Raw genomic sequence first — 12,934 nt, forward strand, 5'->3', positions numbered from 1 at the left:
TCCAATATTAATAATTTTCATGTGATTTTCCTCCATTCAAAAACCCAAAAGGGCATAAAAATCCCAGTGATAAATACTTTTATCACTGGGATTTTTATGCATAACCATAGGTATACAAAGCATACAGATATTCTCTGGATACTTTAGAATCACATGATAAAGGTATTCTTAAACTGGGTACAAAAAACTAAGCCCTCCTAAAAAAGGACATCTAATTATTTGTTCCCGCTATCAAATTGACAGTTTATTTAAGAATACCTTGCCGCATATTTATTAACTCCTTTTAAATAGTCACTTAAATAATAGCACGTAAGAGCATATTTGTAAAGGAATCTCCAATTTTTTATCAAAGAGAGTACGTGATTACAAAATAGCTGTAATAATGTACCAATATTTGTTATTCTATAATCTTCCAATTACTCCCGTTCTTTTCAAGTACCAAATCAAATTGAGATACCTGCGTTGCTTTGGTCTGCTGGTCGATATACTCCACTGTCAGCGATACCGTGACTTGATTATCCTTACGATTGTGAATAGGATTTACCAGTTCTTGAAAGATGTACTCTTTTCCGATTGGTTTTAATATCCCGTCATTCACATAGTAGGAAAGTTCACTGGCTGTCGCTGTAGGATAGAGCTTGAAGAACGTCGTTAAAAACTCATTGATTTCATTGGTTGTAATGGAATCAACCGTCCCCTCACTTTCAATGGCTTTTGGTTTATAACTTGATTTCTTAGGTATGTTGGTAATGGTCGGATTCTTAACCAGTACCATATTTCCAGAACCATCTACATAGACACTCACTATATAAGCAGAGTGGACGGTCTTTGTATTTTCTCCCTCTGTAATGAGCTGGTCTACACTGTAGGTTACATTAAACTCATTGTCGCCAGTTGGCTCTACCGTCCATATCTGAAATCCTCTTACAGAAGACGATACAGGAATATCTTTGCGTACTGTATCAACATTGAGAGCTTGAAGTTCATCTGTCAGATAGCCTTTTAGACTTTCCATTCGATTATCAATGGACTTATCGGATTGCTCCCATGAATAGTAGACTTTCGCAAAGTTCTCTACAAAATTTTCTACATGATGAGTATCAACGTATTCCTTTTCTATGATAGTTGTTTCGTGAATAGTATGAGTATCTATAGCTGTAAAGTGCTTGAATATCGCAAAGCTGAAACTAAGCCCTAAAAGTACCCACAAGGCAATCACAACCTTTTTATGAGGATTGACCTTATAGTAGACACGAGGTTTCTTTTCCTTTGGTATCTGTTTTTCTTTATTCTGATTTTTTCTAAATTTCATCATTAAATCTTCCTTTCTCATTGTTTGATTCGTCCTGCTCCCACTAAATGCTGTTGCCAGTAGGGGCTTGTTAAGTCGGCATAACCGATTGGGTCGCCTGCATGAAACATACGGTTATTGCCAAGGTATATCCCAACATGAGTAATATAAGAGCCAGCGTTATAGGTAGAATGAAAGAAAACCAAATCGCCAGCTTGTGCTTCCGATAGTGGGATATGCTGGGTCACATCATATTGCTGTTGTGCGGTTCGTGGTAAGTTAATTCCAGCTTTTCCATACGTCCATTGTGTCAGTCCGCTACAATCAAAAGAAGTAGTCGGGGAAGCTCCACCGTAAACGTATCGCCAGCCCTCATATTTCAGTGCTTCGTCCATGATGGCTTGTACCGTATCATCATCAAACTCTGTTGTGACAAGATACTGCGTTACCAGTTGCACATAAAACATATTGCCATAGTTGTATCGCCAGCCCCCATTGATAGGTATGGCTATGGGATTGGGGTAAGACACTTTTTCGCCACCTGAATACTCTTTTGAGAAACTTTGAGCCAGTTCAAAGGTATATTTATTTCCACGATTAGCCACATACCCTAAGAAACCACCACCATAATTGTAGGACTGGATAACCGATTCTAAATCTACACTGAGCCTTTCGCTACTGGCTAATAATTCACTGAAATACTTCACACCTTGCTTAATGGATTCTTCTGTACTCAATGAATTAGGTGGAAGACCGAGGGATTCCGAGGACTGCATAACATCTTCCGCAGTACCGCCCGATTCCACCTGTATAATCGCAAGAAGTATGTTGACATATTCTTCAACGCCATATTCTTTGGCATATTTTTCTACCATAGGCTTATGAGCCAGCACTTCTGCGGAAACATTCACACCTCCATAATGAATATTGGAAATTCCGCTGTCCTGTTCATCTGAAAATAAAATGGCAACAAACAGAAGCAGTGAGAAGACCATCAAGAATAATCCAGAACCACCAATCACTAAAGTTTTCAACTTCATGGTTTCTTACCGACTTTCTTAATGGTGGCGGTTTTGATTGGTGGTCTACTTCTTGTATTTTGTAGTGGTACTCTTTGAACAGTAGACGGACGTTCTTTTGTGATTGGACGTTGTGAAGTTCTATCTGCTGTAGTGGTTGAAGTTGCTGGCTTTTGAACGGTTTTTTCTTGAACGGTATTGCCTTGGCGTTCCACTTTTGGACTTGAAAAATCGGACTTAACTGCTGGACGCTCTTGTTTGGCTTGTTAAGATTCCTTATATGAAGTCTGAATATTAGACTGTTTTGAGGTCTGTTCATCATGATATTGTTCTTGTCTTGTAGTCGGTCTTTCATGAACAGAAGAAGCAGGCTGTTTTTTCTGTTTGACCTGTTCCATTTCAGAGCGACGCTTCGCAATGGTTTTTCGCCTTTGTTCCTGCTGTTCCTTGCGTCCACTGGCTCTGTCCGCTTTGGTTTGAGAAATACTACTGGTTAAATCACGGACATTCTCTTTTACTTTGGATTTTCCTTGATATACTGCATATCTTGCATTGGTCGGCAAATCTTTAACCTGTTCTTTCAAACCACTAGCAGTGTCTACCATTCTGTCTTTGGTATCAGCTACTGTACCGATGGTTTGACCGATACGTTTTCCAAGTGTTGATTTTTCCTTTCCGTCTGGTCGGGAGTGATCTGCTTGTGTCCTTGCAGAACTCCCCGAACCCGACTGTCCTTTTTTACCTGTAACAATGGCAGACCCAGCCCCTAGAGTAGTCATGGAACGTCCAAGTTTCCGCTGTAGACGGTGCATGTGAGCGTGCATAAGCATACGAGGTTTTCTCATCACACGACTTCCCACACTTTGAGAATCGTTACTCTGTAGAGAAAACATACTCATTAAATCGCCCAGCTTGAAGTAGATTCCTGCAAAGGTCACAATCTGTAGAAAAGCAATCAAAAAGAACGGATAACCAGCCGATAAGGTATAGAGCATGGTTGAAATACTAAATGCTGTCGTAATAATCAATGTGATTCCAGCTCGTGTCAAAATGGTATTAAAGAGCTTTGTTATGGCTCGTTTTGACATACCATCAAATGATGGAATCATGCTTAAAATAAAGCTCACAGGCAGAAACATAGCATAGATGATAAAAAGTACCTGCGAGAAAATCATGATTCCTGTTAATAGGAATACAAATATGGAAATCCCAATATTGAAGACAAATAGGAAGAAGACTGTACCTAAACGGTTAATGGTCTTTGTAATGGTTAGATTGGTATTGCTTCTGTCTTCAATTTCTTCCGCAACAATTTTTTCTCTGTCTTCGCCATTGTTGGAATCTGGGCTGGTGGAGAGCAGGCTTTTCACACGGTCAATACCGATACTTTCAATGTCTGAACTGTTGTATTGAAGCAGTAGCCACGGTTGCTGAACCTGTATGGAAAACAGGCTATCTCTGATTAAGTCCACGCTGTCCTTGCCTTGACTATCGGAATGGGGCATGACAATCTTCGTGCCAAGTGATAAACTGGCATTACTGATGTCTGATGAAAAGTCATTGATTTTTTTAATGTAGTCGGGAGCGTAGGCAATAAAGGAAGCCGATAGGATAAACACCAGCACAAAATTCATAATGGCATGAATTGCCTTTGTGGTTTCTCTCTTTATCAGTCCCGTATAGGCAACATAAACCCCAAGAACCAAAATCAAGAGTAAGAGGAATCCAACATAGAAACCCTCTGTTGAAAATCCGTTTGCACTCACACCAGCTAAGGTCTGCATATTCTTACCAATGGAATCTGCTGTAGCGGAAATGAAGTCTAAGGAATAGGCTTCCTGTACTAAGTAACCTGTCGCATTGGAAACATACAAACTGATTGTCCAAATAAAATTGGTAATGGCATATAGTCCATACATGACCTGTTTTCCAATCCCGTCCGACCAGTTCCACGGAAGCCAGCCCCAGCTATTATCCACATAAAAATCCAGTTGATAGTTTTCAAGTGGGTATCGGCTGTATTCATTTGCCACATTGACCGTATCATCTACCAAGCCCGCAGCTTGAACCACCGTTCCCAGCATGGCTAAAAGAAAAATGGCAATCACAAGTGTGAAAGCCACTGTCATTGCCACTTTACCTAGACGTTTCAGCGTCCAGTTTGATTTTATTCTGTTTACTATTGATGGTTTCACATTTACACCTCTTTTCGCACAGGTGGTCTGGTATCAAAGGCATGGAGCAGTTCTTCAAATACAGGGTGGAACTGTATCACACCGACACGACCATATAAATCACTGATAAGGCATTGCCCGTTTTCCAAATCACGCAATCGCTTCTGATTGTTTTCGTCCTCTGGGTCTACACCAAAAAAGGCTAAGGTCTTTTTAATCTCGTTAAGGTCAGTGGAACGAAATGCAAATTTTAAGCCGAGGTTATTTTTCAGTTTTTCATCTAAGAGGTCGTCTGTATTTTGGGTCACGAAATATACCCCAGCGTTCATAGCACGACCAGCCCGAACCAGCTTCATAGATAGTGTTTTTCCTTGTGCTACCTGTAAAAAGCTCCATGCTTCGTCTAAATCTACAATCTTGAAAATGCTTCGGTCTGTATGGATAAAGTCTAAAGCAAAGGTACTAATGACAATCAGCATAGCAACGGATAAAAGCTCCATAGTGGTATATTCCTCAAAGGAAGTTTCCTTGTCGGGAAGTACCAAGTCCGCAACCTGTATAATGTTCAGTTGTTTTTCTAAGCTGATAGACTGCTCCACATAACCATTACTGAATAATAAATGTGCAAAGTCATAGTCTGTAAAACTTTCGATATGGTCGGCTATACTGGTACTTAGTGGCGTATTCTCAACCCGTAATTCCTCAATCACTTTCATCAACCCTCGTACTTCACTATTGGTTACTGCACGAATGGCTTTTCTAAGGATTGGGAAGCGTTCCCCATCACGAGAGGAAATCCCCGTAAGGAATGTCAGAATATCAATAGCCAGTGATTCAGAATCTTTGGGATTTTTCATAATCACATAAGGGTCAAGTAAGCCTTTGTTTTTCTCATCAGAAGTCAGAGTGACGATATTGATTTCATGGGAAATCTCTGGCAAGGTTTCTTTCCATCTGCCACGTTCTGCTTTTGGGTCTACAATCACTGCTTGTGCCCCATAAAGCACCGCATAATAGACGATAAGGTTATTCGCAAAGGATTTACCACCACCCAGCGAACCAACAAAAGCCGACGCTAACGCATTGGTTACTGAACCCTTAACCCCTTGACTGGCAAGAGCAGGTTTCAGATAGACATTGCGTCCAGTATCTAAGCTGTAGCCAACATAAATCCCCTCATTTTCCCCCAGCATTTGAGTAGCACCAAAACCTAAACCAGCGAGGAAATCAGAGGTCACGTATTGAATATAATCATTCATATAACGCTTGCTGGCAGGTAAAAATTCTTCATGTAAGCCGAGCATATCCCCAAATGGTCGTACCAGTTTTACGCTTAAATCGTCATAAAAATCTTTCACTTCATTACAACGACGTTTGAGTTCGTCAAGATCATTTGCTGATACCCTTACCACATAAGACAGCTTGTACATAGATTCCTTGCTTTGGTCTAAATTGGTTTCCAGCTCATTCACACTTTCCAGAGCTTCCGCCACATTGGAGCTGGTTTCATTATCACTTTGCCAAGCGTGGTTATCCAAGTCTTTCAGTTCTTTCTTTTTATTGCGGACAGTAGATAGGGCTTTACGATTCGCTACAATTTCCACATTCATTGACGTATCAATCGGGAATGTAAATTGCTGTTGCTGGTAGTAGAAGATTTCAGAGGACGGGAAGTCCAGTTCTCCGACAATGCTGTTAATGGTAAAGTAAGCTACATAGACGGTTTCATCTTCCTGCTGGATTTTCAAATATCGCTGTTTTTCTTCCACCAAACAGCGAGTAGGCTTAATCAAGTCATAGTATTTAATCAGCGTTTCATTATCCAGCTTTTTCTTTGATAGATGGTACTCATACTCTTCATAGGCAGTGCCTGTCTGTCCGTAAAGGTGTTCAATCAGATAGCCGAAGTCGTCCTTATCTAACCTGCGGATTTTGAAACGACGAGAGATTTTATTTTCTAAGAGCTTTTCCATCTTCTGAAAACGCAGGATTTCATCATTACTCATACTAACAAAATCGCCCATCAGCTTATGGTTCACATCATAGACAAAATCAGACAAAGCATTTTTTGCTTCAACGGTAAGACTTTTCATAGAAAACTCCTGATCGTTGAGAAGCAACTTAAAGCCGATAAAGAAACGGTAGTTCACTTGATTTTCGCCAATCATGGATATTAAAGCGTCTGTCTGTTGGTCGATTTTGTCATAGGCAACCGCTTTGAGCTTGCCAGTGACTTCATTTTTGGAACGCTCTTGTGCAGAACGTATGCTGGATTCTGTACTGATTTGTAAAGCATGAATTTTGCCATCACGATTTTGTGCGATAAGCTGTCTGAAAGAATCATGCACTTGTATTTTCTGTTCTGGACTTAGAAATGAGTAATTGTAAGGAACAAGCTCATAGTAAGCATAACATTCCCCGTCTTTATTCCAGACGAGATTGTTTTCAATGTATTTAATTGGATATGCCATAAAATTCACTCCTAACTGCTGTAATGGCTTCTTGTGGCTGGTTTCTGCCAAGCGTTACTTTTTTTCCTGCATAGGTCAGCTTTGGTCGCAGTGCATAAGCAATGACAGACTTCAAAAATCCATAAGGCTTTTTACCATCAAAAGTTTTTGTAGACATAAACCATGTGAAAGCCACAGGAATCCCAAAGTATTTGAGAAATGCTCCCTCTATCATGGAAAGAGGGGGCAAGTTGCCAAGTATCATCACTGCAAAGAGTGACACGACAAACCATGTCATTTGCGTAAAGGTTATGGGAAACGGAAGTCTAAAATCATTGATAGAATACAGTACCTTTTCCACAGACCAGATACTGGTATAGCTTCGTATTTTCTTCATGTAATCAATCCTTTCATAAAAAATAGGGGTAGCTGATTGAGCCACCCCGTAAAATAGAAAATCTGCCAGTAGTAATGTACCGACAGATTTAATAGACGATTTCAAAAATCCCATGATTGGTTGAGATAAACGTTCCTGAAAGGTCTAAATCCCGACCATAGGCTTGATAATCAATATAGTTTTGAAGACTAGCTGGTACTTCGCCTAAAGCACCCGTTTCTTCAATGTAGTAGCGTGCCACGTCATACATATCATCACAATCGGAATGAATGATAATATCCTCTTGATGTTCGCTTAGTTCTTCAATGCTTGAAAAATGAGTGAGCAGAGCAGATAGCTCCGATTGTAATTCTTCGGGTAATTCCGATACCATTTCCCATAGTCGATTGAGTTCGCCAATGGAAGTGTATTCGTCAACCGTAAAGGGTAACTCGTAGTCATGAATGGCGTATTCCTCATATTCATCATTCAAGCCGATTTTCTCTTTGACTTCCTCAAAGTCAATGGGAAAGGTAAACCACGCACCGACCAATTCGCCCTCATTGTATTTGCCTAAATTCGCAATATAGACTTGCATATCGTCCATATATTCACGTCCTTTCTTTGTAGAGATTCAAAAATCCCTACCGCACTTCGTTTGGTGTACCATTCCTTTGCGGAACATAAGAAAACCACTTATATTCCACAAAAGAACGGTTTTATTTAAGCACCAATAATGCGATTGAATAGCTCTAGTAAAATGTCTTTTACTCCAGCAGCGTTGAAGACTAAGCCAACCGCAATAATCGCAATAATTAAAAAGCCAATCAGTTTGCTAAACTCACGCTTGAAGCCAAGATACAAGCCAATCACAACGATTGCTAAAAGCACCAGTGATTGAGCGTTTGATAGAAACCAGTTATAAAGGTTTTGTCCAAAATTCATAAAAATGTTCTCCTCTCTATATTCAATGAATTTGTATTTGAGTTATTTTTTTGTTGTTATCACGTCCTGTTCTTTTACTGACTGTTGCTTCAAAATCTGCTTGTGTCGGTCTGTCAGTTTCGCATGGTCGAGAATGTCTTTTACAACCTGCGTCTGGTTGATTTCATCAAGTTTAATCGCAACCTTTAAGGTCGGGGCAACTTGATGAGATAGCCAGTTCAGCGTCCTTTGGAAGGAGTAAGGCTCTGGTTTTGTGGTTAGTTTTAATCGTTCACGATTGTTCCCAATAAACCAAGCCCATTCTTCATTCAGTTTCCAATCAGAACGAGGTTTGGAATCGTCTTTATCTACAAAACGGATATACCGATTGATAATTTTAAAGGCGGTATGCTCTGGATTGTCATAGACGAGTAAATCACGGACTGCATAATAGGCACGCTCATTTTTCAATCGAATCTCAAAACGGTTTTTTACTTCTGCGTCTTCAATGGGAATATCATTTTTCTTGTACTGCTCGTAGTCCTTTTCATAGATACAGAAATAAACTTCACTTTGTAATGAACCGATATAGAGGGTGTTTCCCATACATTCCTTTTCCTCTTTGCGTACCAGTTCGCCACTGCGATAGCTTTTAAAACTGCGGAAGACGGAGATACATTCTTCCTGTTGGCACTTTTCAGTGAGTACAGGGATATTCAAAATCCCTGTCTTATCGTTAATGGCAAGGTCAAGGCGTTTCATCACACCGCCAGCCACCAAAACGTCCATAAAGAACTCATACCAGCTTCTTTGTTGTGCCAGAAGATAGCTTTCAAATTGTCTGCACCCACGACCTTTCAATTCCACCAGAACTCCTTTGTCCAGTTCATGGGAGCAAAGGACGAATATGTCGCCTAAAGCATAATGCTCTGAATAAGAATAGAAACCATAGTCCTCATGAAGAAAATAGGACAGTTTCAGTTGTAAGATGTTTTCGACCACCTGCTGTACGTCTGTTGTCGGAAAGCGAATCCTTACATAATCAAACAGCATTTCAAGGGGAGCGTCGGGATTGAAGCGTTCCAGAGCTTCCCAAAGGGACTGCTGTAAATCCTCTGATGGCTTGACTTTTCCTGTTTCAATATCGCTTAGATACTGCCTTGTAATACCAGTCGCAACAGCTAAACGGTTTTGAGATAGTCCATAAGCCAAGCGTTTTTCTTTTAAATGCTGTAACCAAGTTTGTTCATTCAGTAAAAATCCCTCCAATCAAAAAGGCGTATGTCAACTTTTAAAGCCCATTTGACATACGCTGAAATTTTGTAAATCCCTTGTAACCAAAGGATTTTCTAATGTTTTTTTGACTGTTTCCTGTCGATTTGTACCCCCCTGTTAGATACGGGGGGTTAAGTGCTGGCGTGGCTATTGCCACACCAGCCAGCAAGATCAGTCCACACCTGCGACTTCCGCTTCGCACGTCGCCTGCGTGGACTGTCTGCTGTTGGATAACTTTTTAATTTCCTCCAAGAAATCATATCCTTTTGGTACAAGGGGAGTATAAAACTCTGATATGACACTTGTTCCTACATCAACATAGCCACGACCTTTGATTCGCTTTAAGAAGAAATCCTTTTGTACGTCACTGCCAAACATCATGCCATAGCCCATTTCAGACATACGACCTAAAGCCACTCTGAAATTAAACTGATCACGGATTCCGTCGCCTAAATATTTTGCGTCTGGACGTTGACAAGCCAGTATTAGAAAGAAGCCAGCTTGACGACCTAACATGACAATCTGTTTCAGCTTATTCATAACTGCGGTGTTTTCTTTTGTTCCCAGCATTTCCATGAAAGCGACGTATTCATCAAAGATTAAGAAGTGTGCCGGGAGACCTAAGTAAGCATAATTTTTGCCAGTCTTATAGTTCTTCATCTGCTTCATTTCCTCACTACGTTTCATCATTTCTTCATAGAATGTTTCAATGCAAGAAAGCAAGTCTTCTTTTCTATAGTAGACATTTGCCATCACAGAACCTAAGTCCGCAAGGTCAGCATTTTTCGGGTCAAGAATATACAGTTTTGAATCTGTATGAAGCAAGGCTTCAATCAGTGTCAGTATAAAGTAAGTTTTACCGCCACCTGTACCACCAGCAATCAACATATGAGGGAGCTTATCATATTCCCACCATACGTTTTTCATTAAGCGAAGTTTACCATCTTTAGCTTCTACTTCATCAATAGAAATACGACTGGCTATGGTGTCATAGAGCAAAGTATATTCCACATAGGAATCCTTTAACTCTTTATCCGTCAGCTCACAGTACAAGCCACTCTCTAATTTCTTTTCCAAGTGTAAGAGTTGGTCTTGATATTTTCCCAGCGTGATTTCCACCCGTATCTGTATCAAGCCATTTTTAAGTCGATAATACATTTTAGGGAAGTAGGTTATCTTTTCCTTTGTACGACCAGCACTATCTTTAAAGAAACCCTCTGTTTTGACCTGTTCAGATTCATACCACTTGTTTTCAAGTATCATCTTTGCCAGTTTTTGACGGTGGTAAAGTTGTTTAACCGTATCATAGCGAACCCGTTTGAATACAAACGCTACCAGCAAGCAGATAAGAATTGCGACACTGAAACTGATAATTAAATAGGGAATGTCAATCTTATCTGCTTGTGATAGGTTAAAATCCTGCCAGTTGATCTGCTGGATTGTCTTCACATGAAACAGTCCGACAACCAGCAGGAAAACAGGCAGGAGTGACGCTATCGTAAAATGAAAGACTAAATCTTTACCAGATGGGCGAATCCTTTTACCACGCTGTTTCATGCGAAAAAGTCTCCTTTCTACCTAGCGACTATTTGTCTTGTGTCGGTTCTTTCTTTGCTTGTGGTTGAGCTTTGAATGAACTAGAATCCTTTGTCAGCACAATATCGTCTGCCTTGATATACCAGTCAACATCTGCTCCTTGATAGGTGGCAGTAGCAACGGTGTCCGCAATGGGATTGATAAGTTCCACCCGTGCGTTATAATCAAACTCTTTCAAAGGCACGCTGGCAGGAATACTTACTTGAATCATGCGTCCTTGTCCTTTGGATTTTAAGTCATAGGTACGTTCCTTGATTTCATCTGAAACCGACCCGTCTTCATTTTGGATTCTCACTTCACGACGTAGAGCAGAGAATTTCAATTCTCCAAAAGTCGTGTCTTTATCTAATACAATGCCATTTGCTAATCTCATCATTTTTCCTCTCTTTCTTTATTCTTTTATCATGTCGTCAGCATGTAAAAGGTAATTTGTAAAACCACGAGTGCCGATTTTGTAGCCCTCTGCGGTAATACGTGGATTGACTAACTTCACACGTTCCTCAAAGCCGAAATGTTTTTCGCCAGCTTCAGCAGGAAGCACCACCACAATATCATCTGCTCTTTGAACATCAGAATAGAGATTATAGCTTCTTGATAAGACAGTTAGCCGTCCGTTGATTCTTCGCTGAACGACTTTATCCTCGCCAGCAAATTCTAAATTGCCGAATGTTTTTTCCATGTTGGGAATCACAAATTTAAGTTCCATATTTTTACCTATCCTTTCTTTTTTATTGGCTGAATGAATGTTTGATGGTCTTAAAGAGTGGGGAACGACCTTTTGATTCTTGATTTTTTGTTTTCATAAGTTCACTTCCTTTCAAAATCGGGTAAAAAAATAGACACCTCATTTTTTGAAGTGTCTACCTATTAAATATTCAAATTTTATTGGAAGTATCTTTATATCTTCACTTTTCAAGGATAAATCGTCGTATCAAAGCTCATTCATAAGTAGTAAATTAGTAGTAAATTGAGTGGTTTTGACCTTGATAAAGTGTGATAAGTCCAGTTTTTATGCGGATAACTAGATTTTTATGCTATTTTTAGATTAAAAAAATGGTGTTTAAAACAAAAAGGGTATTTTTGCCATGTCGGTGAAACCTGGGACAATAGTAATTTGTCTCCCGAAAATATACATAGTTATGTAGATAGAGTACTTGAATATGAGACTGAAGCTCGTAGAAACGGCCAACCAACTAAAGAATATATATTAGCTAGTAGCGGAGAAACAATAAATGAAGCTTTAAGAAGTGGTACTAATGATCACAAAGAAATTCTAGAGGTATTTGATAAATATAAAGTGAAAGAGGATATAACTACTTATAGAACAGTTAGTCCTCGGATATACAAATTAATGGAGAAAAACGCTAAAAACTTATATGGAGTAGATTTGTGTGAACTTGGAATTTTACACACTTCATTAATAAAAGGGTACGAATCAAGAGAAGAAGGTTACAAATTACGGGTAAAAGTAAAAAAAGGAACACCAGCTTTCTATGTAGGTAATTTAACAGGCGAAGAAAGCCATTATTATGAGGTGATTGTAGTTAATAATTTAAAATTAAAAATCATATCTATTGAAGATTACTATATAAATTGTGAAGTAGTGTAATTGGAATAAATTCTGTTAGTTGTTCATAATAAACCAATTATTTTTTTATAAGGTTCTCTTTATTAGTGAAATTGTAAAAAACAAACTACAATGAACTGACAAATTAAAATCGCTTTAAGTCGTATTCTCAAAGAATCTATAAATCACTCGTATATACACAGCCCCTTACTATCAGTTAAAGTGTCACTTTTCGGTTCTAATATTTATTATTCATAAGAGA

Annotated in this window: 12 protein-coding genes and 1 pseudogene; 1 reads left to right on the forward strand and 12 read right to left on the reverse strand. The window is 39.3% G+C overall.

What is annotated here, in order from left to right:
- Positions 1 to 36: 36 nt before the first annotated feature.
- From KA858_RS00445 to KA858_RS00505, 12 genes and pseudogenes are all read right to left on the reverse strand, one after another.
- Positions 37 to 123 (reverse strand): tetracycline resistance determinant leader peptide, encoded by an 87-nt coding sequence (locus tag KA858_RS00445; RefSeq protein WP_011058339.1) that lies wholly within the window; start codon positions 121 to 123, stop codon positions 37 to 39.
- 274 nt (positions 124 to 397) lie between these two features.
- On the reverse strand, positions 398 to 1,333 hold the full coding sequence (locus KA858_RS00450; RefSeq protein WP_001224320.1) for a conjugal transfer protein: 936 nt from the start codon (positions 1,331 to 1,333) through the stop codon (positions 398 to 400).
- Positions 1,330 to 2,331 (reverse strand): bifunctional lytic transglycosylase/C40 family peptidase, encoded by a 1,002-nt coding sequence (locus tag KA858_RS00455; protein ID WP_000769868.1) that lies wholly within the window; start codon positions 2,329 to 2,331, stop codon positions 1,330 to 1,332. Before KA858_RS00455 ends, KA858_RS00450 begins: the two co-directional genes overlap by 4 nt.
- Positions 2,328 to 4,505, reverse strand: a pseudogene (locus tag KA858_RS00460) (CD3337/EF1877 family mobilome membrane protein). The gene KA858_RS00455 and the pseudogene KA858_RS00460 overlap by 4 nt, the downstream one beginning before the upstream one ends.
- A gap of 2 nt (positions 4,506 to 4,507) precedes the next feature.
- On the reverse strand, positions 4,508 to 6,955 hold the full coding sequence (gene tcpF, locus KA858_RS00465; protein ID WP_000331160.1) for a conjugal transfer ATPase TcpF: 2,448 nt from the start codon (positions 6,953 to 6,955) through the stop codon (positions 4,508 to 4,510).
- A complete protein-coding gene (locus tag KA858_RS00470; protein ID WP_000723888.1) occupies positions 6,939 to 7,331 on the reverse strand; it encodes a conjugal transfer protein in 393 nt (130 codons plus the stop codon). Before KA858_RS00470 ends, tcpF begins: the two co-directional genes overlap by 17 nt.
- A gap of 88 nt (positions 7,332 to 7,419) precedes the next feature.
- The gene (locus KA858_RS00475; protein ID WP_000342539.1) at positions 7,420 to 7,917 is read right to left on the reverse strand and encodes an antirestriction protein ArdA; all 498 of its coding nucleotides are present in this window, start codon (positions 7,915 to 7,917) and stop codon (positions 7,420 to 7,422) included.
- A 116-nt stretch (positions 7,918 to 8,033) separates the two neighbouring features.
- The gene (locus KA858_RS00480) at positions 8,034 to 8,255 is read right to left on the reverse strand and encodes a hypothetical protein (RefSeq protein ID WP_001009056.1); all 222 of its coding nucleotides are present in this window, start codon (positions 8,253 to 8,255) and stop codon (positions 8,034 to 8,036) included.
- A gap of 42 nt (positions 8,256 to 8,297) precedes the next feature.
- Positions 8,298 to 9,503 (reverse strand): MobT family relaxase, encoded by a 1,206-nt coding sequence (mobT, locus tag KA858_RS00485; protein ID WP_000398284.1) that lies wholly within the window; start codon positions 9,501 to 9,503, stop codon positions 8,298 to 8,300.
- Positions 9,504 to 9,680: 177 nt separating this feature from the next.
- Entirely contained in the window at positions 9,681 to 11,066 is a 1,386-nt protein-coding gene (locus KA858_RS00495) for an FtsK/SpoIIIE domain-containing protein (protein WP_000813488.1), read from the reverse strand.
- Between the two features lie 28 nt (positions 11,067 to 11,094).
- Positions 11,095 to 11,478 carry a YdcP family protein gene (locus KA858_RS00500; protein WP_001234286.1) on the reverse strand — a complete coding sequence of 128 codons (384 nt, stop codon included), beginning with the start codon at positions 11,476 to 11,478 and terminating at the stop codon, positions 11,095 to 11,097.
- Positions 11,479 to 11,496: 18 nt separating this feature from the next.
- The gene (locus KA858_RS00505; protein WP_000420682.1) at positions 11,497 to 11,811 is read right to left on the reverse strand and encodes a YdcP family protein; all 315 of its coding nucleotides are present in this window, start codon (positions 11,809 to 11,811) and stop codon (positions 11,497 to 11,499) included.
- 330 nt (positions 11,812 to 12,141) lie between these two features.
- On the opposite strand from KA858_RS00505, the gene KA858_RS00510 reads away from it, so the two are divergent.
- Entirely contained in the window at positions 12,142 to 12,714 is a 573-nt protein-coding gene (locus KA858_RS00510) for an ADP-ribosyltransferase (RefSeq protein WP_151362627.1), read from the forward strand.
- Positions 12,715 to 12,934: the final 220 nt, after the last annotated feature.

The sequence above is a fragment of the Staphylococcus sp. GDX8P80P genome, from assembly GCF_017893095.1.
Taxonomy (GTDB): domain Bacteria; phylum Bacillota; class Bacilli; order Staphylococcales; family Staphylococcaceae; genus Staphylococcus; species Staphylococcus borealis.